This is a genomic window from Paenibacillus sp. OAE614, from assembly GCF_040546645.1.
Taxonomy (GTDB): Bacteria; Bacillota; Bacilli; order Paenibacillales; family Paenibacillaceae; genus Paenibacillus_AQ; species Paenibacillus_AQ favisporus.
Map to the genome: position 1 here is coordinate 5,827,444 of NZ_JBEPOD010000001.1, position 24,003 is coordinate 5,851,446.

20 protein-coding genes are annotated in these 24,003 nt (G+C 45.4%); 6 read left to right on the forward strand and 14 right to left on the reverse strand.

Annotation, left to right across the window (positions count from 1 at the left end; translation table 11 throughout):
- Positions 1-5: 5 nt before the first annotated feature.
- The 3 genes from ABIE48_RS26780 to ABIE48_RS26790 all read right to left on the reverse strand — a co-directional run bounded on the left by ABIE48_RS26780 (position 6) and on the right by ABIE48_RS26790 (position 1,610).
- Positions 6-620, reverse strand: coding sequence for a DUF2239 family protein (locus ABIE48_RS26780; protein ID WP_192717122.1), 615 nt, complete (start codon positions 618-620; stop codon positions 6-8).
- A 169-nt stretch (positions 621-789) separates the two neighbouring features.
- Complete coding sequence (locus ABIE48_RS26785; protein WP_192717123.1) at positions 790-1,065, reverse strand: hypothetical protein; 276 nt, start codon at positions 1,063-1,065, stop codon at positions 790-792.
- Between the two features lie 95 nt (positions 1,066-1,160).
- Positions 1,161-1,610, reverse strand: coding sequence for a MerR family transcriptional regulator (locus ABIE48_RS26790; protein ID WP_192717124.1), 450 nt, complete (start codon positions 1,608-1,610; stop codon positions 1,161-1,163).
- 173 nt (positions 1,611-1,783) lie between these two features.
- Between ABIE48_RS26790 and ABIE48_RS26795 the strand changes: the two genes are divergently transcribed.
- Positions 1,784-2,635 (forward strand): aldo/keto reductase, encoded by an 852-nt coding sequence (locus ABIE48_RS26795; protein WP_192717125.1) that lies wholly within the window; start codon positions 1,784-1,786, stop codon positions 2,633-2,635.
- Positions 2,636-2,752: 117 nt separating this feature from the next.
- Here the strand turns inward: ABIE48_RS26795 and ABIE48_RS26800 are convergent, their stop codons facing one another.
- The gene (locus ABIE48_RS26800; RefSeq protein ID WP_192717126.1) at positions 2,753-3,676 is read right to left on the reverse strand and encodes a DMT family transporter; all 924 of its coding nucleotides are present in this window, start codon (positions 3,674-3,676) and stop codon (positions 2,753-2,755) included.
- Between the two features lie 117 nt (positions 3,677-3,793).
- Here ABIE48_RS26800 and ABIE48_RS26805 point away from each other — a divergent pair, with 117 nt between their 5' ends.
- Entirely contained in the window at positions 3,794-4,693 is a 900-nt protein-coding gene (locus ABIE48_RS26805; RefSeq protein ID WP_192717127.1) for a LysR family transcriptional regulator, read from the forward strand.
- Between the two features lie 293 nt (positions 4,694-4,986).
- On the opposite strand, the gene ABIE48_RS26810 is transcribed toward ABIE48_RS26805, so the two are convergent.
- Entirely contained in the window at positions 4,987-5,565 is a 579-nt protein-coding gene (locus ABIE48_RS26810) for a TetR/AcrR family transcriptional regulator (protein WP_145948498.1), read from the reverse strand.
- 118 nt (positions 5,566-5,683) lie between these two features.
- On the opposite strand from ABIE48_RS26810, the gene ABIE48_RS26815 reads away from it, so the two are divergent.
- The 3 genes from ABIE48_RS26815 to ABIE48_RS26825 all read left to right on the forward strand — a co-directional run bounded on the left by ABIE48_RS26815 (position 5,684) and on the right by ABIE48_RS26825 (position 7,618).
- On the forward strand, positions 5,684-6,694 hold the full coding sequence (locus ABIE48_RS26815; RefSeq protein WP_192717128.1) for an NADP-dependent oxidoreductase: 1,011 nt from the start codon (positions 5,684-5,686) through the stop codon (positions 6,692-6,694).
- Positions 6,695-6,708: 14 nt separating this feature from the next.
- The gene (locus ABIE48_RS26820) at positions 6,709-6,996 is read left to right on the forward strand and encodes a putative quinol monooxygenase (protein ID WP_354520719.1); all 288 of its coding nucleotides are present in this window, start codon (positions 6,709-6,711) and stop codon (positions 6,994-6,996) included.
- 217 nt (positions 6,997-7,213) lie between these two features.
- The gene (locus tag ABIE48_RS26825) at positions 7,214-7,618 is read left to right on the forward strand and encodes a VOC family protein (RefSeq protein ID WP_192717130.1); all 405 of its coding nucleotides are present in this window, start codon (positions 7,214-7,216) and stop codon (positions 7,616-7,618) included.
- Between the two features lie 76 nt (positions 7,619-7,694).
- Here the strand turns inward: ABIE48_RS26825 and ABIE48_RS26830 are convergent, their stop codons facing one another.
- From ABIE48_RS26830 to ABIE48_RS26860, 7 genes are all read right to left on the reverse strand, one after another.
- A complete protein-coding gene (locus tag ABIE48_RS26830; RefSeq protein WP_192717131.1) occupies positions 7,695-9,935 on the reverse strand; it encodes a helix-turn-helix transcriptional regulator in 2,241 nt (746 codons plus the stop codon).
- An 83-nt stretch (positions 9,936-10,018) separates the two neighbouring features.
- Positions 10,019-11,674 (reverse strand): extracellular solute-binding protein, encoded by a 1,656-nt coding sequence (locus ABIE48_RS26835; protein ID WP_354519987.1) that lies wholly within the window; start codon positions 11,672-11,674, stop codon positions 10,019-10,021.
- Positions 11,675-11,704: 30 nt separating this feature from the next.
- A complete protein-coding gene (locus ABIE48_RS26840) occupies positions 11,705-12,616 on the reverse strand; it encodes a carbohydrate ABC transporter permease (RefSeq protein ID WP_192717133.1) in 912 nt (303 codons plus the stop codon).
- 11 nt (positions 12,617-12,627) lie between these two features.
- On the reverse strand, positions 12,628-13,560 hold the full coding sequence (locus ABIE48_RS26845; RefSeq protein WP_076176627.1) for an ABC transporter permease: 933 nt from the start codon (positions 13,558-13,560) through the stop codon (positions 12,628-12,630).
- A 377-nt stretch (positions 13,561-13,937) separates the two neighbouring features.
- Complete coding sequence (locus ABIE48_RS26850) at positions 13,938-15,734, reverse strand: AIPR family protein (protein WP_192717134.1); 1,797 nt, start codon at positions 15,732-15,734, stop codon at positions 13,938-13,940.
- 251 nt (positions 15,735-15,985) lie between these two features.
- Positions 15,986-16,816, reverse strand: a complete 831-nt coding sequence (locus ABIE48_RS26855; protein WP_192717135.1) for a toll/interleukin-1 receptor domain-containing protein — start codon at positions 16,814-16,816, stop codon at positions 15,986-15,988.
- Positions 16,817-17,971: 1,155 nt separating this feature from the next.
- Positions 17,972-18,481 carry a hypothetical protein gene (locus ABIE48_RS26860; protein WP_192717136.1) on the reverse strand — a complete coding sequence of 170 codons (510 nt, stop codon included), beginning with the start codon at positions 18,479-18,481 and terminating at the stop codon, positions 17,972-17,974.
- Between the two features lie 203 nt (positions 18,482-18,684).
- Between ABIE48_RS26860 and ABIE48_RS26865 the strand changes: the two genes are divergently transcribed.
- The gene (locus ABIE48_RS26865) at positions 18,685-19,023 is read left to right on the forward strand and encodes a helix-turn-helix domain-containing protein (RefSeq protein WP_192717137.1); all 339 of its coding nucleotides are present in this window, start codon (positions 18,685-18,687) and stop codon (positions 19,021-19,023) included.
- A gap of 1,164 nt (positions 19,024-20,187) precedes the next feature.
- Here the strand turns inward: ABIE48_RS26865 and ABIE48_RS26870 are convergent.
- Positions 20,188-20,994: a hypothetical protein gene (locus tag ABIE48_RS26870; RefSeq protein WP_192717138.1), complete on the reverse strand. Its 807-nt coding sequence runs from the start codon at positions 20,992-20,994 to the stop codon at positions 20,188-20,190.
- A gap of 108 nt (positions 20,995-21,102) precedes the next feature.
- On the reverse strand, positions 21,103-24,000 hold the full coding sequence (locus ABIE48_RS26875; RefSeq protein WP_192717139.1) for a type I restriction endonuclease subunit R: 2,898 nt from the start codon (positions 23,998-24,000) through the stop codon (positions 21,103-21,105).
- Positions 24,001-24,003: the final 3 nt, after the last annotated feature.

Consider the following 24,003-nt stretch of genomic DNA (forward strand, 5'->3'; position numbering starts at 1 on the left):
TTCATTCAGAAGCTCTCTTCTGGGAATGCATTAGCGGATAATTTTTTGATATGGTCTCTGATATCAGGTGCCCAGTCATCGATAAAGTGGTAAAAACGATCCACATCACCAGCATACAGTGCCCGCAGCGCTTCCTCGTAATGTTGAAAGTTCCCTGCCATGGCTGTCATAAAGTAATATGTCGCTTCTTGGGACTCCCGTCTTTTGCTCTGTTCTCCTCCAGCATGGCGAGCCTCATCGATGAGTTTTCGTAATGTTACCGAAGCCCCTCCAGGTTGACTCTTGAGCCATTCCCAATGCCGCGGTAATAACGTAACCTCACCGGATACAACCCCCAGCTTGGGTCGGCCAACCCGCCGTGCAGGCTGATGATCCACTTCCGTATCGGGACGCAAGTCACCGAACTGTTCTCCTAATCGATGGAGCACGTCGTCTGTCTTCCCGCGAAAATCAACATCGATTTGCTTCCCCGAGGTATCGTCAAATATAAGCAGCTGTGTGAGGTCCCTGTCATCCAGAGTATCCTTTACCGTAGAAACAACGTGCTGTAGCGAACCACTGGCGACGACTCTCACACCCAAAAATGCCGTGCAGTAAAATCGCGTTAGGCCATTTCCCATGCCTGTATCTCCTTCTCTGATTTCTTCACTAATTATACCCGGGTAAAAATAGATAAGTCAATATTACCCGGGTAAAATAAATTTTGTCGCTCGCCTTGGTCGTATATCCAAACACGAAGAAGCCATGAAAGGTCAAACTCCCTTCTTGGCTTTATCCATTTTTTAAGCATTATCTGGTTTCCGATTTCAACTTATCAATATATTCTTTTCCTTCTAACAGGGAAGGGCCTAAAGTTTCTCTTGCTTTTTTAATGGCTTTTACGTCTTCACCCTCTTTTATCAACAGACGAAGTTCATCATTTATTGGATGTTCAGGCAGTCCCGATTGTTGGGTTAACTGGTTTATGGTATATTGCATTCCTTTTATGCGACCTTCTAATTTACTCACCTTAGCCCATAAATTTATGATGATCAGGAGAGATATGATGATTAGAATGTATTCCACTTCCTAAATTAAACCTCCAAACTTTATGGTTTATTTGTAGAACTGACAACGTTTTGCCCCTCCGCTAAAGTCTTTGACCCGCTCACGAATATCTCTTACGCCTTCCGAACCGAAGGAGAGTAGAATACGTCGCCATGCATATGGTGAATGTTGTCCCAGTTGCCCGGATTGGTCGTGTCTGGAGAGCGGTGCTCCAGAATGGCCTGATAGAGTTCCGTTTTTTGTTCCAAATGGGCAATGTGCCGCTGGGCTTCTTCGAGTTTAACGCGCGCGGCTTCTTTATGCTCCATGATGAGTTTGTAGCGCTGCGGAACAGACGAGTCCCCTTCGAGACAGAGATCGATGTACGTTTTGATGACTTCAATCGGCATCCCGGATTGCTTAAGGCATTTGACGCCAAGCAGCCAGTTGATCGATTCTTCGTCGAACATCCGAATGTTGTTTTTATCGCGCTGTACGCTCGGCACCAGACCTTTATCCGTATAAAAGCGCACGGCGTGCTCGGTAAGTCCCGTGATCAAGGCGGCTTCTTTGACCGTATGCATGGTAATCCCCCTTGGAAAATAAATTTTTGATAGAGGCTTGCCTTCGTGTTACACGAAGGTAGTAGGCTTATTGTAAAGCAAACCGGCCGTAAGCGGAAGCCCCGCTGAGGTGCCCGATTCCCGGGATTCGCGGCCGTTTGCCGTTTTACATTTAAACCATGGGAGGAATTACTATGCAAACCGTAACTTTAAATAACGGAGTACAAATGCCGATCATCGGCTTCGGTGTCTACCAAATTCCCGATGCAGAAGAATGTGAGAATGCGGTATATGAAGCGCTGATGGCTGGTTACCGCCTGATCGACACCGCCTCCGGTTATCTGAATGAGGAAGCGGTCGGACGCGCGATTAAGCGCAGCGGCGTACCGCGTGAGGAGCTATTCATCACGACCAAGCTCTGGGTTCAGGATGCCGGCTACGAGAGCGCCAAACTGGCGTTTGCCAAATCCCTGAAAAAGCTGCAGCTCGACTATCTCGATCTATACCTGATTCACCAGCCGTTTGGCGATTACTACGGCGCTTGGCGCGCGATGGAGGACCTGTACCAAGAAGGCAAAATCAAGGCGATTGGGGTCAGCAACTTCCTGCCTGATCGTCTAATGGACCTCATCGTGCATAACGAAATCGTGCCCGCCGTCAATCAGATCGAAACGCATCCGTTCTACCACCAGATCGAGAGCGCCGCTTTTATGAAAGAACAGGGAGTACAGCACCAGTCGTGGTCACCGTTCGCTGAAGGACGCAACAATCTGTTTAGTAACGAAGTACTGGTCTCGATCGCGGAAAAATACAACAAGTCCGTCGCCCAGATCGTGCTTCGCTGGCTCGTTCAGCGTGAAGTCGTTGTCATTCCCAAATCGGTGCGCAAAGAACGGATTGTCGAGAACTTCGATATTTTCGATTTTGAGTTAAGCGCCGACGATATCGAACAAATTTCCACCCTCGATACGCGGGAAAGTCTTTTCTTATCCTACCGCGATCCGGAAGTCGCCAAGATGATGGGCAACTGGGTAGTCGATCTGTAAACCTTATTTTATGGCCCCCTCTACCGCCACTACACCACAAAAGCCAAGAAGGTGATGTCCACCCTCTTGGCTTTTCCCATTTCTCTTACGGATTCGGTCACGGCATCGATAACCCCTTTAAACCACGCTTGTACGCTGCTCGCCGATTGTTTTTGTTTTGGCTTTTCCCGATCGGATGAGGTTAGCGGACAGCAGCATCCCCGTAATCACGATAACACCGCCAACCATCTGGGAGACCAGCAATGCCTGGCCTGTCATCACAGACAGGATCGCCGTGAAAATCGGCATCAGATTCATCGAGATCCCGGCTTTGCCCGGTCCAAGCACCTTGACTCCCTGGTTCCAGAACAGGAACGAACCGATGGATGGGAACAACCCCAAATAGATGACCCCGGTAATGCCGATTGCAGTAATATGCCCGGTTTGCAAAGGCTGCATAAACAGCAGTGGAACCATACAAATAACGCCGATCAAGGCTGTAAAGGCTACAAAAGTAATCGGGGGCAGATGCTGCGCCCTTTTGTTGACAATGGAATAGATGGCCCACAGGAACACGGCTATGAGCAAAATGCCGTCTCCCTGGTTATAATGCGTGCTGAACACGCCAAGAAGGTGCCCCTTCGTCAATACCGTTAAGACGCCCAGGAAAGATAAGACGAGTCCCACTCCCTGCCACACCGAAATCTTGTCCTTCAGGAACAACAGTGACAACACGATCATAACTGCCGGAGTCAAGCTGTTGATCAGACTCCCGTTTGTCGAAGAAGTATGCTGAAGTGCTGTATAGGTAAGCAGCGTGTAGAATACAACGCCTACTAGTGAAAAGAATAATAGAAGACCCCAGTTATTTTTCCACACCTTCAGCCAATTGGGTTTCTCCACCAGCTGGGCCATCGGAATTAATACGACAGCTGCAATCGCCCAGCGCAGGAAGGAAGCCCAGACCGGAGGGAAATCGGCCGTAACCGCTTTGCCGAAGATCAAATTCCCTGCCCAGAACAGATTAGCCAATACTAGAAAAAGCCATGCTTTAGCTTTCATTACCAAACACCTCTCCCCACTCTATTCCAAGTCTTTCTCTTGTTCTATAGTCATGTTACAATAAACCATATCATAAATAAAATGAATATAAATCATGAGGGAGATATCAAATTTGGTATGAACAAATCACTTCTTCAATTGATTGTTGCGATCTCGGAGACCCGAAGCTTTACGTCCGCCGGGGAAAAGATGAATATGACACAGCCTGCCGTCAGCCGTGCGGTCACCGCTCTGGAACGCGAGCTTGGAGTAACGCTGCTGATTAGAGACCGGCGTCTGGGCGTTGCCCTCACGCCCGTTGGAGAACGAATCGTGCGGATCTTCCGCGAGATTCTTCAAGGATATGATAAGGTCGACCAGGAAATCGCCAGCGAAAAAGGAATGGAAACCGGCAGCGTCCGAATCGGCGCATTCCCGGTTGCCGCTTCTTATTTTGTTCCGAAGATCATCAGCCATATCAAACAACAATATCCAAAGCTCGAATTCAGCATTCTTGAAGGGACCATTGCGGACATCCAGGAATGGCTGGATAACCGGGTCATCGATGTCGGGTTTCTTATCCCCTCGGATAAAACGACCCACTCTCATCCCCTTTACCGGGAAGGCATTTATGCCGTTATGAGAGATGATCACCCTTTAAGCGAAAGGTCCATCATCAGCCCGGAAGATTTGCGGGAGGAGCCTATGCTGATTTGCAAAGCCGGTTACGAGCCTCCTGTCCTGCAATGGTTCGACAGTGCCGGGGAAGAACCCAATATTAAATACATTCTCTACAACTACAGAACGGCTCTTCAAATGATTGCTGCAGGCGAAGGCTTGGCCGTCATGTCTGAGCTGTCCTTGTTGGATCTGCCTCCTGGCCTTATCCTCAAACGCATCTCACCAGCAGCCTACCGGGATATCCACATCGTCTCCGGTCCTGTGGAGGACTGTACTATTGCGGTAAAAACCTTTATCGAGACCGCTCAGAAGTTGTTTCCTATCCAAGCGGAGCATGAACCCTTGATTAAACTATAGGATTTTGTCACCCAACGTTATCGTGAACTTGCATACCGTCCCTACACTACAAAAGCCAAGAGGTGATGTCCACCCTCTTGGCTTTCTCCCGTATCTCTTAGTTCGGCGGCCTGTCGTCTTGCAGTTTAATTTTTGGCAATATTGCGGTATTGGATCGGCGTAGGTTAACGCAACGACGGCAGCCGATTGGCCGGCTGCCGTCGTGTCATGATGGAGCTATTGTTTCCTGTTAGTTCCATTTTTTGTAAGCAAAGCACAAGATCGTTGAGCTACAGCCCCCTATTAGGGCAGCACTAATTTAGCTGCGCCCTGAAGTTGCTGCTCGATCGATCGGTCAAGATCGCGCTCGCGATAATACGGAAGAGATGCTCAGCCCGTGACGCGGACGAGGGCTGGTTGCTGAGCCAGGCAAGCGCAGCAGCTAGTGAGAACAGGTCATCCCCATCCATGTCGCTACGCGCCAGACCTTCGGCCTGAGCACGAGTGAGAAGTCGCGTGCCTGCCGAGCGCATCGTGACGCATGAAGCGTGGAGTGCGGACTCCGGGTCCTCCTTGGCTGCCATCATCACGTCCACGACACCTTGATAGTTGCCCGTAAATGTAACGACGTCGCGTAGCCACGATACGAGTGCATCATCGGGTGAACTCGCAGTTTCGAGCTCACGTGCCTTTGTCGTAAACTCGTCGAAGCTTGAGCGGAGCAAAGCTTCGAGCAGCGCCTCTCTCGTCGGGAAATGACGATACAGTGTGCCTAGCCCAACACCAGCTCTGCGAGCGATGTCGCGCAGCGATGCATCGACACCGTGCTCGGTTACAACGACGTTCGCGACTTCGAGTATGTGCTCATAGTTTTTCATTGCATCGGCTCGCATAGAATTCCTCCTTGACAATCGGAGCAGTGCTCCTTATAATCTAAACGGAACAGTGATCCGATTATACGGAGCACTGCTCTGGTAAGTATAACTCATCTACATGAAAGGAGAAAGTATGATGTCTATAGATACAATGAAGGCGATTCGTTTGCATGAATTCGGCGGCCCAGAGGTGCTGCGTTACGAGGAGGCTCCGCTTCCCGAGTTGAAGCCAGGTGAGGTGCTTGTGCGCGTTCACGCGGTTGGCATGAATCCCCCCGACTGGTACCTGCGTGACGGGTATAAGTCGCTTCCTCCTGAGTGGCGGCCGCCTGTGCCCTTTCCCATCATTCTGGGGTCGGACGTGTCGGGCGTTGTCGTGGCGGTAGCCACGGATGTGAAGGATTTCTCCGTCGGCGATGAAGTTTTCGGCATGGTTCGCTTTCCTAGCTTTGGGGAGAGCGCAGCTTATGCTGAGTACGTCGCCGCGCCAGCGTCGGACCTTGCACTCAAGCCGGCTGGCATCGATCACGTGCACGCTGCTGGGGCGCCGATGGCTGGCCTCACCGCGTGGCAGTTTTTGATCGATCTGGGGCACAATGAACCGAACCCGCTTCAATCGGAGATGCATCGCCCGGTGCCGCTGGGCGGCAAGACGGTGCTCGTCAATGGTGCTGCGGGCGGCGTGGGGCACTTCGCGGTACAACTGGCCAAATGGAGGGGTGCGCACGTCATCGCGGTGGCCTCGGGGTCGCATGAGTCGTTCCTGCGTGAACTCGGTGCCGACGAATTCATCGACTACACCAAGAGCCTTCCCGAGGACGTTGCGCATGACATTGATCTCGTCCTTGATACACTCGGCGGTCCAACCACCGGTCGTTTCTTGCGTACGCTCAAACGTGACGGCGCTTTGTTCCCGGTGTTCTTAGGCTTCTCCGATGCCGAGGAGGCCGCGAAACTGGGTGTAACGGTATCGATGACCCAAGTGCGCTCAAACGGCCAGCAGCTGGCGGAATTAAGGCGCTTGCTTGATGCCGGGACGGTTCGCGTCGCTATCGACAGCACGTTTCCACTTGCCGATGCTCGCAAGGCGCATGAACGTGCAGCCGGTGGGCACATACAAGGCAAGATTGTGCTCACGGTCGTGTAACCATGATTATACTCATGGGTTACGTTCACCTAAATCCGTCTGATGTGAGTGAGTTTTCTGCAGACGTTCAGTCCGTCGTTTCCAGCACGAGAGCTGAAAAGGGATGTCTCTTTTATGCCTTTACTACGGAAGATGCGCGCGCCGGACGCATGCTGACGGTCCAGCGGTGGCAAGATCAAGAAACGCTGTCGGCCCATGTTGAAAGACATGAGTCGGCGCCGTTTTTAAATAAATGGGGAAACAGAATGAGAATGGACATTCTAAAATACGATATCACGAACGAGCGCTCGTTCATGGAATAAATGCCCTATTTATTAAACTAAAGTATCGGCTCAATGAACATAACTGCCCTTTAGTCAAAAAACGAATGTTAAAACGCTACTGACATACTGTTGTCAGTAGCGTTTTTTTATACTCGGAGTATGTCACCGTAAGGAATGGGAGATCAATACGAAGGTTTTTGACCCAAAATGATAATATACGGTACTGTATCATGGATTATAGGAAGGATGGGTTTTCATGAATTTTGCTTCTGTACGCATCATTACCGACGACGTCGATCGTCTTGTCGGGTTTTATGAGAAAGTCATGGGCGTGTCGGCGGAACGCCCCGCGCCCGTCTTCGCCGAAATCGTTGGGTCATCGTGCACCCTGGCGATCGGCCACTCCCAGACGGTGCAGCTGTTCGGCGCTGGTTCCGCAGTGGCGGCCGACAATCACACGGTCATCCTCGAGTTCCGTGTTGACGATGTCGATGCCGAATACGAGCGTTTGAAGCCGCTTGTCAACGAGTGGGTCAAGGAACCTACCACAATGCCGTGGGGGAACCGTGCTGTGCTGTTTCGGGATCCCGACGGCAACCTGATTAACCTCTTCACGCCGGTGACGGAGGAAGCGATCAAACGGTTCAGCGGCAGGTCGTAAACGGGTAGTTGAAGTGAGTGAGGCGGATAAAGAGACCGGAGACCATAGCGATGAGCTTTGGTCTCTTTATTTTAACTCACCGGCATTCCGCCGACTCCGCGTACTCGTCAGGCTTGATCCCTTCATACCGCGCAAAGGCACGTTTGAAGGAATACACATTTTCGTACCCCACCGTGCGCGCGACGTGATCGATGCCACAGCTTCGTTCCCGGAGCAGCTCTTTCGCCTTCTCCATGCGGAGGCGGCATACATAATCATAGAAGTTGATGCCGGTCACCTCTTTGAATATTTTGGACACCTTCGATAGGGACATATGATACATCTCCGCCAGCTGCTTTAACGAGATGTCCGCGCTCGAATAGTTGTCGTTCACATATTGCAGCAGCTCGCTGCCACATGACATCGCCGAAGACGTATTGGCATACCTTTTACGCTCACAAATGAGCGTGCCGACTTCAAACATATAGCTCCACATTTCTTCGATGTTCGCCGCTTTGGCCCGGCTGCAAAATTGCTTCGTGTAGATATCCGTATCCAGATTCAGCTCATGCAGCACCCGCAGCATCGTTTCCATCAACAGGGAGAGCAGCCTGCTCACGCTGGCGTCGGCCAGCTCGCGCTTTTCGTTCTCGGCATGGATTTCATGCAGAATTTGCATGGACGTATCCAGGTTTCCGATCTTAAGGTTATTGATGAGCTGCACTTCCCAATCCGTCGGATAGTAGTAATCGACACCGGCCTGCATCGTCTCCTCCTGCAGCACCTGAAAATGCTCACGCGAGAATATGGTGTAACGCAGTCTTTCATTTGCCGTGTAATACGATTTGCTGATGCCGACCAGCCCTTGCTCAACCCCTCCGTATAAAATATCCGGATGAAATCCGCTCAGCCGCTCGATTTCGTCGGCCATTTCAGCAGAAATCCGTTCCAGCATATCATCGTCCCCAAACGGCTGCCCAGAGGACACGATCATCGCCTTGTCGGCGTTCGTAACCTCGAACAGTGCATAGTCCAGCCCGTAACGGCTCATCGCTTTTTCCACGATCACCATCATCAGCATTTCGATCTTCCGGATTTTCTCGAAGTCGGAAAAGTCGCGAATGGCGTGGAAGCTGACAAGCATCGTGCAATAATACATGTCCTCGGTATAACCGATCCCCAGTTTCCCCAGCTCATTCTTCTGCTGATCGTCCATAAAATATCCCTTGAGCAGGCGAAGATACAAATTCGACTTGGCGGCGTTTTCGTAATCCTGCATCGATTGCTGAAGCTTGCGGTTTTCGTGCAGCAGCCGGTCGAACGATTTTTCGATAAAATTGTATTCGGAACCCGTCACCTTCCCGTTTCGTGAATCCTCAACCCGCGCCGCGGCGCTCAGCTTACTCAGCAGAGCCCCGAGAGGACGGTAACTGATTTTGGCCAGCAGATAAGCCATTAACGCGCCGATAACGATGGATATCAGGATGGCCGCCAGCGAGCTGAACAAATTGCCGATGCCGATGACGCTGCTGTCCGCGTAGGAGATCGCATACTGCACATCACTAGCCTCCGATGACAAATGAATGGGGTAGGAAGCCGCGCCGCTGCGAGCTGCCGGGGCATTTCGGACTTGGCTATAAATCAGCGCATCCCGGGACGTCATGACGATCCCCTGCGATTCAATCCCTCCAAACCGGTGCATATACTCTGAAAAGTAAGCGCTATCAATAAACAATACCAAAACCGCGCGCGGATGATTCACCACCTCCAGGCTTTGCAGCACGGGGATCACGCGCTTATCGCTGCCCCACAGCTTCATGCTGGCCGGCGGCAGGATGGTAAAATACTGCTGCTGCGCAAAGGAGCTCTGCAGCTGCTGCTCGGCAGCTTCGTCGAATGCGACAATCGATTGAAAAAATTCCTTCAGCGGGAACATCCCCCATGAAGTCATCGCCTTCTGCTGCTCCGGAAACACCACCATGCCAAACGAGAGAATCCCCTGCGAACTTACGCTATTGCCAAGACTGGTGCGAATGTCCAGCATCTTGGTAATATCGAATTCCTGATCGTATACGTTCGTATCCTGCATCAGCTTCTTCACCCAGGATTCGTTACTCAGCGTTTTGCCCAAGGTTTTGAGCTCATTCAGTTTATTGTCGACCAGATCGGCGATCCGCTTGGCGTCCAAAGCATGTGCCTCATGCTGCCGGCGTTTCTCCTCGACGATGTTCCGCTGCACGTTTAATGCGCTGAACACAATAATCGGGATGATCAAAATCGCGGTATAAGACAACAGAATTTTACGAAACGTGCCGCTTCCGAAGCTGCCATTGCGCACGGGCTACCCCTCCCCATTAAATATGCAAAAACAGGAAAACAGCAGAGCCTCCAAAACGAACTGGAGCCTGCCATTTTCCAAAGTCATACGGTTACAGTCAACGTTACTGGATGCTGTTGTATCTGTCGAGCAATTGCTGGTCGATTTCCAGCAGCTGGTCTAGGCCCCAGCTTTTTCAGATCGGCCATATACTGATCCCAGTTGTCGAGCGATTTTTGCCCCAAAGCTAGCTTGGTCGCAAGCTCCGTGGAGTACGTGTTCAGGTTGGTTAAAATCTTTGTTTTCGCTTCCAGCTGCTGATCGTCGGGAATCGCCAAATAGTTGTCATTCATATTGACGAAATACGGCTTGTATTTCAGAATATTGAGCTCGTTGTCGGCTTTGTATTTCGGTACGCCGGACAGTTCAAATTCGAGGTTGGCGAACTGAACCCGTGGGAACACCGTATCCCCGAACAGGCGGAGTCCGGGAACCTGGCCCGTTTTGGCCAGCTCTTCGTCCGAGGCGTTGTTGATGAATACATTCGCGCCGCTCTCATCCTTTTTATAGGTTTGTCCTTCGATGCCCCAATACAGAAGCTCCGCATACTGATCCGAATAGATCGTGTCAAAATACTTGATCGCCGCTTCTACATTTTTGCTGTCTTTCGTAATCGCGTATTTCTGCCACACCAGAAACGGCGGCTCAATTTGGGCTGCAGGCGCAATGCCGTCTACCGCTTGCAACGGCATGAGCGGAAGATATTCCCCGCCCCCTTTGATCGTCGGCTCCAGATACGTCTCCAGATTGTAATCTCCTGTGGAAGCAACCTGGTTTTCCGTCATCTTCTGCTGCTTCTGCTCCCCTGTCGCCCCGATCAGGCTGGTGTCGAGCACGCCTTCCTTCACCAGCTGCTGCAGATAGCGGAAGTAATCCTTGATGCCGTCCTGGTACCACGGGGAGACAACCTTCTTGTTCTCCACATCCACGGAAGAAATGCTCGTCCCCAGCCCGAACCACTGCGCGATCGGTCCCGAGAAGGACCCGGGGTCGTAGACGAGCACCTCATCCTTTTGCCCGTTGCCGTTGGCGTCCTTGTCGCGCATCGTCTTCAGCGTTTGCAAGTATTCCTCCGCACTTGTCGGAACCGGAAGGCTCAGCTTATCGAGCCAATCCTTGCGGAGCAGCATCGTTAAGGAGACCGGAGCCGGATCGGTGCCTTGATACGTTTTTTTGTGCAGATCGCTGAACCAGTACATTTTCCCGTCCGACGTCGTTGTCGTCTTTTTCGCATACGGGAACTCCTGCTCATACATCTTCTTGATGTTGCCGTTGCTGTACTTCTCGATCAGCGGATTCAGGTCCAGCAGCACGCCCTGCTTCGCCAGATTGAGCACCGTCGTATTGTCCAGCGCCGAAATGTTGACGATATCCGGAAGATTGGAGCCGGATGCCATTCGCGTTTTGATGACGACGTTGTACTGCTCGTTCGGAACGAGCTCGTAATCGAGCTGCAGGTTCGCATCGGTCAGCAGCTTGTCGACTTCCTTCCAGACCGGGTACTTGTCCCTATCCTCGAATTTGATGAACTTGTTCGAACCGGTCGGCCCGAGAAGCCGCAGCTTGGCGGACTGCTGCCCGGCCGGGGCATTGCTGTCAGCTTCCTCCGGTTTGCTGTCCCCACCACTGCAAGCGGTTACAGAAGCGATGAGAACAACGGCGACAATGGCGGACATGATCGGTTTTTTCCTTTTTTTCATACAACTCTTCCCCCTTCGGATGGCCTCAGCCTATTCCTTTAATGAACCCAGCAGCGCTCCCTTGATGAAATACTTCTGAAAGAACGGATATGTAAAAATGACGGGTAACGTCGTAAAGACGATGATGGCATATTTCAGCTGGATGTTCGAGAGCATGTTGGCGACCGCATTTTTTGCATCCTCCATCGACAGCATCTTCAAATCGACCGACTGCTGGACCACGACCCGGTACAGGTACATTTGCAGCGGATGCAGCTTCTCATTCGGCAAATACACGAGCGCGTCGAACCAGCTGTTCCAGATGCCAACGACCGAATAAATGGCGATGACCGCCAGGATCGGCTTGGATATCGGGATAATGACCCGGAACAGCAGCTGCAGATGGGAAGCGCCGTCGATAAAGGCAGACTCCTTCAGCCCGTCCGGAATGTTGGCAAAGAAGGTCCGCACCAGGATAATATTCCAAATGCTGACCATCCCCGGAATGATGACCGCGAACATCGTGTTATACAGTCCAAGCTTGTTCACCAGCAGGTAAGACGGAATGAGACCGCCTCCAAAATACATCGGGATCAGCAGGTACGACACGACCCATTTCCTGCCCATGAGATTGCGAACGGTGAGTGGATAGGCGCCAAGCACGGCCGTCAGACAGTTTAAAATCGTACCCGCACTCACATAGATCAGCGTATTGGAATAAGCCCACCACATTTTCGTATCGCTGACGATCAGCTTGTACGAATCGAGGAAGAACCCTTTCGGGTACCAGAACACATTCATGGCTGCGACTTCCGTCGGATTGCTGATGGACATTATGATCACGAAATAAAAAGGATACAGCGTAATTAAGCAAAGGGCGAGCGCCAGCGCATACAACACGACGTCGACGACAACCGAGCCTTGCTTGATGGTGTTCGGATTTCTTTTGACCAAGGCGGCCATGGGACTCCCCCTTACCATAAGGCGTAATCGGAATATTTACGGCTGAGCGTATTGGCTGTATACAGCAGCGTGAAATTGATGATCGAGATAAACAATCCTACAGCCGTCCCTGCGCTAAAATTGCCGCCCAGCAGGCCGTCGCGGTACAAATACGTGCCGATGACGTCGGCCGTCTCGTACACCATCGGGTTATAGATGAGCAGGATAAACTCGCTGTTGGCCGACAACAAATTGCCGATCGCAAATATCAGCAGGATAAAAATCGTCGGCCGGATGGCCGGCAGCGTAATATGGAGCATTTGCTTAAAGCGGTTAGCCCCGTCCATCTTCGCGGCTTCATATTGATGCGGGTCCACGGAGGACATGGCGGCCAAATATAAAATGCTGCTCCACCCAAACGACTTCCAGATGCTCGTAATCGTATAAATCGCCGGAAAATACCCCGGCTCCGTATTCAGCGCCACCGGCGTGCCGCCGAACAGCTTGACGATGGCGTTCACGATGCCGTCCGTATTGATAAAAGACAACACCATGCCCGCCACGACCACATTCGAAATGAAGTGGGGCAAATAGCTTGCCGTCTGCACGTATTTTTTAAATACGCCGCTTTTGAGTTCATTGAGCAGCAGAGCGAACAAAATCGGCACCCAGAAGCCAAACACCAGAAAATAAAAGCTGAGCAAAAACGTGTTCCGCATCAATCGCCCGAAATACGGGCCGTTAAAAAAGTCGATGAAATGCTGAAAGCCGACCCAATCCGTTCCGTGCAGGGATAGAAATGGTTTGCCCGGGTAGTAATTCTGAAACGCGATCAGAATCCCGTACATCGGAATGTAGCTGAAAATAAAAATGTGAACCAGAACGGGAAGCATTATTAAGTACAGCTGGAGGTTGTCACGCACTCGAAAAGACTTTCGCTGATTCGGCTGACGAATGGCTCTCATGATCTTCCCCTTCCCTGATGATCTCGACGGAACTTGCAGGCCCGCTTCCGCATGGACTCATGATATGCCGAGCCCCGGATTTCAGGCAAGCAACATTTTTTGATGGGGTGAACAATATTTTCGGGGGTGGGGGGACACAAGCATGTTGGATGGATTGAGGAAAGCATACAATATCGGATTATAAACAAGTCGCATTTTTTGATTGGTTGCGCAATGTTTGCGGGGGTGGGGGGATGGACTAGACAGCCAGAACTGCACCATCGGAGTGAGAGGCTTGAGGAAGTAAGATTAAAAAAGGACCCTGGAAAATAGGGTCCTCTGACATTCATCTAGTTTGGTGCAAAGATATTATTAGAACTTTTAGTTCTAAATATTAACTAATGAACAAGTGCAGATATTTCGCCTTGCTTAGATTCAAAGATAGCTCTTTTTATTTGCGAATTGAAATTTGAATCTCTTAAAATCTCGTCTTTACTAACTGATTTATTTTTAGCCAAAAACAATTCAACTGTACAATTTATGACTTCTTTAGCCTTCAAGAAAGCATTTATTACTAACTGCTCATCTGTTCGTAAGATTTCTATTACTCTTTTTGCTTCTCTTTCAGCGTCTTTTGAGTTTAATTCATGATTCTTGTTGTGACCTAACAAAATAAATCTTACAACCATTATTACATAATAGCGTATCTTATAATCACTGTAGGTCAGCACCTTTTTATTTTGCAATTCCACAAATTTTGCAAGCAGATAATTTGATAAATAATATATTTCAGGTTTATGATCCTCCAAAAACAATCGATTACGGCGATTTCTGAGTATATTTGCAGGATTATTATTATAAACGACATGTGAATCCAAAAAATATACACTTGTTGCAGCTCTTATAAGGCTGTGGAGGTTTACTCTTTGATAACTATGAATGCTTTTCTCCTGAAAGTTTAATTCTCCTGAGCGACGTTCATAATGCAATGATATAGGCATTTCCTGAGAATAAGTATCAAATAGAACTTGCAGGCGTTTGTGGTAATTTTCCAAAGCAATAAATGCCTCTTCCGGAACTGGCGTTTGTCGATTGGTAGCTCTTACAATCATCGAAATTAAATCTGGATCTGTTGTATGTATTATTTTTACAGGAACAAGAACATCCTTAATTATTTCCTTTGCATTAAAAATCTCATTGCTCGTTTGACATCCATTAACAATTTGGAAATCACGCATTTCAAAAGCATTTGAACCAAGCGACTTCAAATGCTTAGCAACAATTGTCACACCGTTATTTAATAGAATGAATTTTTCTTTTAAATCTCGATTCGTTAACGTTTCACGCATTTCTTTATTTACATTGTTACTCCCTTGATAGTCACGGACATTCTCATAGAATAACCTTCGTCTTAAATTACCATGAGAGTCTGAAATAATCTTTAAATATTCATCGCATGGTAAATAACCTAAGTAAGATTGTTCTACCTGTTCAATTTTATCTAAAGATAATGTATTTTTGAAAATAATATTTACTTCAACACGATTTTCAACTTCACTATATGATTCAATAACATGCTCTCCACCAAGTAAATGAATACTAACTGTTTTAATATCTGAAGAAATTGATGTAAACTTTTTTTCTTGGGAAGAAACTAAATTGATAATTAGTTCATCTTCACAAGGTCTTGCCGCCGTTGCATAATATATGATTACTTCAGGGCTAGATTTTCTTAAATATTTTGAGTTAGAGTAATCCATTATTTCTTCGAATATTTCAAATGCATTTCGTATAGATTCATTTTTCGGTAACATTGATCTATCTCCGAAAAAATTGTGTACTGCCTCTATTGTCTTAAGTACCTTGCCACTGTCATATGATTCTTCTGTTTTTGTTTGGATAAATAAGATTTTTACATCAAGTGATTTTGATTTTGAATATAACTCAATATCGGCTTTGTTGAGTACCAAGTTATCATTAACAATGAATGCAATCCCATCAACCCCAAAAGTTGACCCGTCATCTACATTTATTCTTTCAAGATCACTAATGTCTGAAAAAGCTTCTGGATGCATTTTTGAGACAAGCACATAATTTAAAAGATATTCGTAACCTTTTTCAATAGAAAAATCGTTAAAAGAATTTTTGGTACAGAATTCTTTTACCATACCACTTAATATTTTGGTTAGTGCCAAGTAAATCCCCCCCATTTTTAATAATAAATAGCTGAGCAAGCGATCGGCGATATTGTTAATAAAAACAAACTAGATACCCACAATTTTCCACGTGTTTGAGTCCTATCAAAATATTCAGGTAGATATTTTTTGGAGACTCCAATTAACGTCTTTGTATTCACGATCCCTCACTGGTTTAAGCGCGTCAGCACGAGTCGTCAGACTTAGGTTCGCACGGTTGTCCGGTTGATTCTTTCCTGCTTATTAATTTGTTAAGCCAAGTTATTATACTTCCTTGAATTTTCTTTCAAGATTTCAACAAGTATATTAAAAGCTCTATCATCTTGCATATCAATATATCTATAATCCTGAACTAATGGTGGTAAATCCTCATGTTTTACATCGAAGTTTAAGCAAATGAAGTCATTTCTTCCAGAACGCATTCTACGTTGAATAAAGTAATTTAGCTCACTCTTAGTCCAACCGGTCGATGAATTAAGAAAATTTTTCGAAATACATATAATACCTAGATCACTGCTCTCTAACCCATCGTTGATCTTATCTACAATACTATCACCAGGTTTAATTTCATATTTATCATACCAAGCTCTAATTTCATGTATCTGTAATTCATTGAAAATCTTATCTACTATCCCTTTGTCCTTACTTGAATGAGAAAGAAATACTGTAAAATCATCCCTAAGAATATCTGTATTCCATATTGAATCCATTACTTCTCGTTCATGGAACATGAAGATAGGATTCGCTTCTTTTGTAATGGCCATATCGACTGTATCCGCATCGACGAATGTGGCAACGTTATATCCTTTATTAGGCAAAGATTCAAATATATCACTATGAAAATAATTAACTTTTCTTTTCTTCTCTGGATAGTTATTAGTAAGCCATTCTTCAAACTCGCTTGTATCAATTTCAAAATTCAAATGGAGTAATAGCTGTAAATTATACGGATTATTATTAACATAAATTCCTGCGCCGACTAATTCCTGAGTATTGTACTTTCTAAGTATTTCTTTAATAAACTTCTTTTCTTTTGATCTCTCTGAATAGTTTAGCGAGAACAAATATCCTCTTTCTACCATGATTTACCCTCCTAATTATGTGATATCTCATTAGAATTTCGCCTAACGCCAATTCTATGAAAGTCGAATAACTCCCCTGTATTCAACAAGTCTGTGAAATTCGTTTACCGCCTGATTTTCCGCGGTAGATAGGGATTCCTTTGATGCCTGTATGGGTAATTTACAATGAACGCTAGCTACTGAGGAAGTTCGCGACCAAACGCCAACAAAAACTCCCCAGTGTAATTTAGGGAACAACAAAAATAACAACAGTGTAATAATTTCAAACAAGGCCCTTAAACCAGTTGGGATTTGTTGCCCTTCAGCTCCTAGGTTTTTGTGATAACCCGTTCTCCTTTGACTACTAAATTCATGTTTTAAATGACGTTTAAACTATTTTCTATTCAACTAGACACGATTTATCCTCCCCCAATAGAACTAGTTACCAACATTTACCTTAAATATTATATCATTAAAAGTTGCATTTGAAAGAATTAATCTAGTTCAAATGATACAACCCACCTCAATAAACGAATCTATAGACCTACTTTAATTTCCAAAAAACAGAATGGGATTTCTCAGAGGATAAATGAAGTCGATACGACAGCTTAAGAAGCAGTTCATCCACTCTCTTGATCAGATTCATGAGATGTGTTAGCTGCGTTTTGCTGATCAATGGCCTCTATATCGCATATTTAAATTAACCATTAAGGGGCTATAACGTAGCAAATCATTGTGAGAAATACATGGAATTGCTTGCCTTCGGCAGAGCTTTCGTAAAATTCGCAAAGAAAAAAAGTTTCACTCTAGATGAGTTGAGCGTCTTTTTCAGTCTTGCTGGAGAACGGATAAAATCCCCTCAGCACACGCTTCGTGCATCCTCCACTATGTCTTCAAATCAATCATTCTTCTTCTAATGCTCCTGAAAATAAGCTATCCCGTCCTGGTCCAGCTTCGCTTTCCAAATAGCTTCGAACAGTATTTGTCTGGGATCCACTCAGCACTTGCTCCCGTGCCGCCGTTTCCCAGCCTTCCAATTCGTATAAATGCGATTTTCCAGTGCTTCATATTCGTTCTGCCTTTTTTTCCTCAACGTATGGCTGAGAGATAACCCCTACCTGGTTACCGATATTTTCCTTAAGCACTAATTATCATTAAGAACTTCACTTGAGAGAATTATTGGACATCTTTTTTGGAAAATATGGATCGCCCCTCTTCCAAGCTATGGGTCGAGATTCTTCGTGATAAACGAGTTAATACATCGTCCACTCTACTTAGCAATCTCTTAAGATGAGTGAATTGGGTTTGTTGAAGGAGAGCAGTATCTTTGAAGCTTGCCAGAAAATGATTGGACTGAATAAACATCACAGTATCCAAATCAAAGCCAGACTCCTCAGCTGTGAGCCAAGCCACATCATCTAGGGATAGTGAATGAGGAAGAGAAGTCAAATCGTTTTCTTTTATATACAGTGCCATCAGCATAGACTCTAATGCTCGATCACCTAACACAATGCAAATATGAGCTGAGGGTTGGTGTATCAAACGATATGCCGAATCCATATAGATCTGTGAGCGATCGAGTAACTTATTAATGATTCTCGCTTGAATAGCCCCATTTCTCTGTAATCTTGACGTCTTATTCATCGTATCTGTGCAATTATCCATGGAGGTTGAATGCTTATCCACATACTTCAGCTCCCACTTCGGTTATTGTACGACTCATATTGAAATCATTGCCTCGGATGTTTTGAATTTATGGATCGTGGAAATACTTATATTTACCATTATACACCAAATTAATATCTATAAGTATTATTTTCAATATTCAAGTACTGGTGTATAGCTGCTATTAATTTATCTACACTTTTTAGTAGTGAGGTGTGGAAATGATGACGGATAAAGAGATCCTTCTCCGATTAGGTGCTCGTCTACGTGATTTGAGAAAAGAAAAGGGATTAACGCAAGAAGCTCTCGGGGAAAAAGGTGGGTTTCATTTCTCATATATCGGACAAATCGAGCGCGGTGAAAAAAATGTGGCTCTGTTAAATCTTGCAAAGATCGCGGAGGCATTAGAGGTAGATATATCTCAACTCTTCACCTATTCCAGTGTAGGAAGTAATGAAGAATCACAAGCTGATCTTCAAGAAATAGTGCATTTGCTCGAACAACAAAGTCCGCAGCAGATCTCTATGGCAAAGAATGTGCTAAAAGCTATTTTTAAATCATAAGAAAACATCTTACATAGCAAAGAAGCTGATTGGAATTCCAATCAGCTTCTTGTGTAAAGATCAACTATTAGAACATTTTCCAATATTGGGCTATTTAATAAAAAGACATAAAAGTGATCTATCACATTGTTATTTTCGGAACAGCTATGTGAGTTTAAAGGGAAGTGATGTGATTAACTGTATGTCTGTCATGTTATGAAACCAAAATTAACCACAAAGAAGTCTATGATTTGTCTATGAAATATCAAACTGACTGCTAAGAATATCTAAACTTCAACTCGAATAGTATGGTTATAAACTTCTCAAAGGAGAATTCATTTGAAAAAGTGGCTTGAAACTGAATAAGGATGAATATGATCAGTTAATCGCAGAGATAGTCATGGGATGGTACAAACGCGAAGTCGGATGGTACAAGATGAATAATGTAGGCGTGGAAGTGTGACCGTTGAACTTCCTCCTTTTTCATCGAATTATTTGTGCGACAACTTGCTCATCTACTTCTCTTGTAGGTTCAATATCTGAAAAATTTATTATAAAAAAATCCTTGATAAAATCACCTATTGATAAATGATGAAAAAGAATCTCTTTCTGATTGATCAGTTAATACTCATTGTTCCTGCACTTGAAGTTCCGTCCATCAACACAATGATTCCATGCTTCAAACGAATCACCCTTACCTATAAGGTTATGCTTATCTTTCAGATAACGTAATATTCACAAAGTTCATAAAATTATCCAACTCAGAAAATATCCAGAAATAATTGAATTAGTGACTTAAATGGGTCAAAGTTTTTGTCCGCCGGCAACATTGTGTCACAAGAAACAATCTACTTCGATATATCTGTTTGGTGTTTGATTAGGAACTATGGGTTCGTTACATACTTTATGTAATTTACTGCTCTGTTAAACTCAAAAGAAGACTGATCGCGAGTGCGAATATTATACTAATTCCAACCAAGCCACTCTCTCCACATGCACCGTATGCGGGAACATGTGGGGGTTGGTTGGGGTCTGTATTAGTCGGATAAAACCCCTAATTTATAAGGGTTTTATCCAACGCATATTGTTCGTTTTGTTTTTGTTTTAATGCTTGTTGACGATATTCGTCAAAAAGTCGTCAACATGTGAATTAAAGAGAATATTATTGGCATCGCCGGTTGTAATTTATATATTAGGAACTGTTACTCCCTGGTCAAATTTCCTGAGGTAATGAGAAGCTACCAAAATCACAAGATGTAAGCGAAATGTACTATCCTCAAGATTAGATAGTCCAGCATGAGCTCCTTCAGGATGTAATCTCTTCATAAAGCCGTTAGAAAAGTTCTTCCCTTGTTCTTCTATTTCGTTAAGAGCTGGGTCAAGAATTGGTGGTATAGTTTTACCCAACCAATCCCTTTTGGTAGTGCTACTAAAGTCCTTCACACGGTCTCCGAAGATTTTATCGGCCATCGCATCAAATAAGCCCTCCATGAATGCTCGCATTTGTGCATTAGCTGCTGCCCAGTTTCCTATTGCATGATTGTCAATTGCTTGCTCCAAATGCCCCCTGCAAGTTAAAAAGGAGTACTTATCAAGTAAGGTAAACAACTCGCTCTCATATTTCCAGACTGTTAGTGATTCGGGAAGTTCACGGACTAGTTTATAATCCACGATATTAAAACCATCTTGTCGAAGTAAACTCATAAGCTTTGGATATTCCTGCTCTAAAGTGGGGCCATCTCCCCAACTATTCATCTTTTCCAATCGTCGTAATTCTCTCTCAATCAAATCACTTACAGCTTCAATAACAAGTTCTTCTGGCGCTTTTCCATTAGTAAGATATTTTCTGATACCATTGACCTTATGAGTCTTACTTGTTCCAACAGCGTATTCTTGGATGTCATAAGTAATTGCAAACTGGTCGATATCGGCATTTGTCTTTATCTCCAACAAATCCAACGATTCAATGATAGTTCTTCTACTATAAATCAAATGCCACATCTCCTTTTTTATTTCTAGAATACGGAAACACTTAGGAGTAATTTATATAGTATGTATTGAAGGATGGCCAATAAATATATCCCAAAATCTGATGTCGAATCAGTAGTACATTTCAATATATGAATACGCCTTGTCATAAACATCCTGATCAAGAATCTTATATTTTAAGCGGATGGTTTTGAGCAGACTTTGCTTAACCGTACGTACTCCTTCTGAGGTATTCTGCCATCCGGGGAAACGAACAGAACGAACAATTTCATCAATATCGTTTACGATTTTCTCAACGATAACTGGCGTCTTTTCAGATCGCACTTCAGAAAATAATTCTGTCAAAGCAGCTTTAGCTTGATCTTTTTCTTCCTGTGGATCGACTGACTTTTCCGCATGGACAACGTCCTTTGCCAGCTCCAACAACGCTTTAAGGAAATCAATGCTATTTACAAGTCCTTGCTCATGCCTTTCACGGAGTTTCTCAAGACGCTCACCCAAGGCAATGAATTTCGGGTTACTGGCATGTTTTCGGAGCCGCGCAATTAATTTGATTTCAATTTCACGGCTTTTCTTTTTTGGGTCCTTAGCATCCATGAATTCTTGCAGGATATCTGCATCTAAAACTAGCGTTTCAAGGTCATCACGTACGTCATCAATGACGACATTCTGATGAACGAGCTCTATGGTCTTCGCACCAAATGAGTGCCACAGAAGCGCACCGATTCCCGAAACGGGTTTCACGGATTCATAGACCTGTGACAGCCATTTGTAGTCTGGTTGATATGCATCCAGTATTGGATCAGGAGATAAGGCTTCCCAGGCTTTATGGAGAACTGAGAAATCAGATGCAAAGGCATCTTTTATCCTGACATCTGCCAGACATTCTTGGGCCTCCATTAATGCTTCAAAGCCGTATTTTGTACGGTCTACATTAGGGAAGTAACCAATGCATTTTGCCATCCAAATTGGAAATTCATCCTTTACTCCATCGATGTTGTTAACAACCTTTTGAACGGCTTTATCGTCAAAATCTAGTGCTTCCGTTACATCATCGAAGATGCCGAGATAGTCCACTATCAAACCATTAGTCTTACCTTCATACAAACGGTTGGTACGGCAAATAGCCTGTAACAAAGTATGATCTTTCATTGGCTTATCTAAATACATGGTCTGCAAAATAGGAGCATCAAAGCCAGTCAGTAGTTTGGATGTAACGATTAAAAGCTCAAGCGGATCAGAGGGATCACGGAATCGGTTGAGAAGTTTTTCCTCTGCATCTCGGCTAAGTTTCCATTTCGCATACTCATCGGCTTTACCTCCAGTGGTATGCATTACAATCGCAGAACGCTCAGGGCCAATGAATTCATCCAGCACCTCTTTGTAAAGAACACAACATTCACGGTCAAAAGTAACAACCTGTGCTTTAAAACCGTTAGGACGTACTTTTTCGTAATAATGTTTGGCGATATGCTGACAGATGGATCGGACACGATCTGGTGCTTTAATCAGTACAGCCATCTTAGCAGCCTTTTTCGTTAGTTCGTCCTTATCCTCTTCGGATAATTGGTCGGTCAATTGAGCAAAGGCTTCATCGATAGCTTCACGATTAATATGTAGCTTTACATCAACGGCTTCAAAATAAAGGGGTAGTGTGGCTTTGTCACGGATGGAATCTTGGAAGGTATAACGGCTCATATAGCCATTCTCATCCTCGGGAGCACCAAAAGCCAAAAATGTATTTTTATCAGCCCGGTTGATAGGTGTACCAGTAAGACCGAACATAAACGCATTTGGCAAAGCGTTGCGCATCTTTCGTCCGAGGTCTCCCTCTTGAGTCCTGTGTGCCTCGTCAACCATTACAATGATATTGGATCTGTTATTTAAAAAGCCGTCTGCTTCGCCAAATTTATGAATCGTCGTGATGATGATCTTCCGCAAATCCTGTTCTAAGTATTTTTGAAGATCTTCACGGGATTCCGCTCCGATCATATTTTCAATTTCAGATGCGTTAAAGGTAGCAGTGATCTGTGTATTCAAATCAATACGGTCAACGACAACAATTACAGTCGGGTTCTTCAGCTTGTTATGCATTCTAAGCTTTTGCGCGGCGAAAACCATCAGCAGTGATTTACCCGATCCTTGGAAGTGCCAAATAAGGCCGCGTTTTGGATAACCAGCGACAACACGCTCAACGATCATATTTGCACCTTCAAATTGTTGATAGCGGGCAATAATTTTAATTCGCCGGAACTTCTTGTCATTTGCATACATGGTGAAATTCATTAGAAGATCCAGCACAATATCTGGAGTGAGCATCGTTGTGATGCTGCGCTCCACATCTGCTAGAGTACCTTCTGATTTATCTTCACCGGTATGCCACGGACCCCACAGATTAAGTGGCATTTTTACCGATCCATAGCGATAACACTTACCCTCGGTAGCAAAGTTAAATACGTTTGGAACGAACATCTGTGGGATACTTTTTTCATAACTACTGATGTCGTGCGCGGCATCAACCCATGTAATAGAGGGGCGTACCGGTGTTTTAGTTTCACCGATGACAACTGGTATGCCGTTAATCAGCAAGGTAATATCGAACCTGCGGCCACCTTCCATACGAGGGTACACCCACTGACTTGTCACAATATATTGATTGTTTTTCGGATTATCAAAATCGATCAACTTGACCTGTGTATGATCACCATTCTTACCAAATGGCATGGTTTTCTCTCCCCGTAACCATTCAATAAAGCGCTCGTTAGCACGTACTAAACCTTCTCCCTCGCAAGATAAAAGAATGGCACGTAGCTTATAGACAACTTCGTCAGCACGTTCAGGGATGTCAGCAATTTCAGGGTTAAGCCGAATGAGCGCGTCAACAAGGTACCGTTCAACAATGACGTCACTGAAGTCGCGTGGCAGTTTGTTTGCTTCAATATAAGTCCAACCATTAAGTCGAGCTGTTTTAATGATTAATTGTTCTATGGTATTATCCTCGTTAAACATTTA

Bases quoted from the DNA above. Each gene is read 5' to 3' on its own strand.
- ABIE48_RS26800 (WP_192717126.1), bottom strand. From the start codon at position 3,676: ATGAAAGCTAAAGCATGGCTTTTTCTAGTATTGGCTAATCTGTTCTGG.
- ABIE48_RS26825 (WP_192717130.1), top strand. From the start codon at position 7,214: ATGAATTTTGCTTCTGTACGCATCATTACCGACGACGTCGATCGTCTT.
- ABIE48_RS26875 (WP_192717139.1), bottom strand. From the start codon at position 24,000: ATGTTTAACGAGGATAATACCATAGAACAATTAATCATTAAAACAGCT.
- ABIE48_RS26810 (WP_145948498.1), bottom strand. From the start codon at position 5,565: ATGCGAGCCGATGCAATGAAAAACTATGAGCACATACTCGAAGTCGCG.
- ABIE48_RS26855 (WP_192717135.1), bottom strand. From the start codon at position 16,816: ATGGTAGAAAGAGGATATTTGTTCTCGCTAAACTATTCAGAGAGATCA.
- ABIE48_RS26795 (WP_192717125.1), top strand. From the start codon at position 1,784: ATGCAAACCGTAACTTTAAATAACGGAGTACAAATGCCGATCATCGGC.
- ABIE48_RS26840 (WP_192717133.1), bottom strand. From the start codon at position 12,616: ATGGCCGCCTTGGTCAAAAGAAATCCGAACACCATCAAGCAAGGCTCG.
- ABIE48_RS26865 (WP_192717137.1), top strand. From the start codon at position 18,685: ATGACGGATAAAGAGATCCTTCTCCGATTAGGTGCTCGTCTACGTGAT.
- ABIE48_RS26820 (WP_354520719.1), top strand. From the start codon at position 6,709: ATGGGTTACGTTCACCTAAATCCGTCTGATGTGAGTGAGTTTTCTGCA.
- ABIE48_RS26790 (WP_192717124.1), bottom strand. From the start codon at position 1,610: ATGCATACGGTCAAAGAAGCCGCCTTGATCACGGGACTTACCGAGCAC.
- ABIE48_RS26815 (WP_192717128.1), top strand. From the start codon at position 5,684: ATGTCTATAGATACAATGAAGGCGATTCGTTTGCATGAATTCGGCGGC.
- ABIE48_RS26835 (WP_354519987.1), bottom strand. From the start codon at position 11,674: ATGAAAAAAAGGAAAAAACCGATCATGTCCGCCATTGTCGCCGTTGTT.
- ABIE48_RS26780 (WP_192717122.1), bottom strand. From the start codon at position 620: ATGGGAAATGGCCTAACGCGATTTTACTGCACGGCATTTTTGGGTGTG.
- ABIE48_RS26845 (WP_076176627.1), bottom strand. From the start codon at position 13,560: ATGAGAGCCATTCGTCAGCCGAATCAGCGAAAGTCTTTTCGAGTGCGT.
- ABIE48_RS26805 (WP_192717127.1), top strand. From the start codon at position 3,794: ATGAACAAATCACTTCTTCAATTGATTGTTGCGATCTCGGAGACCCGA.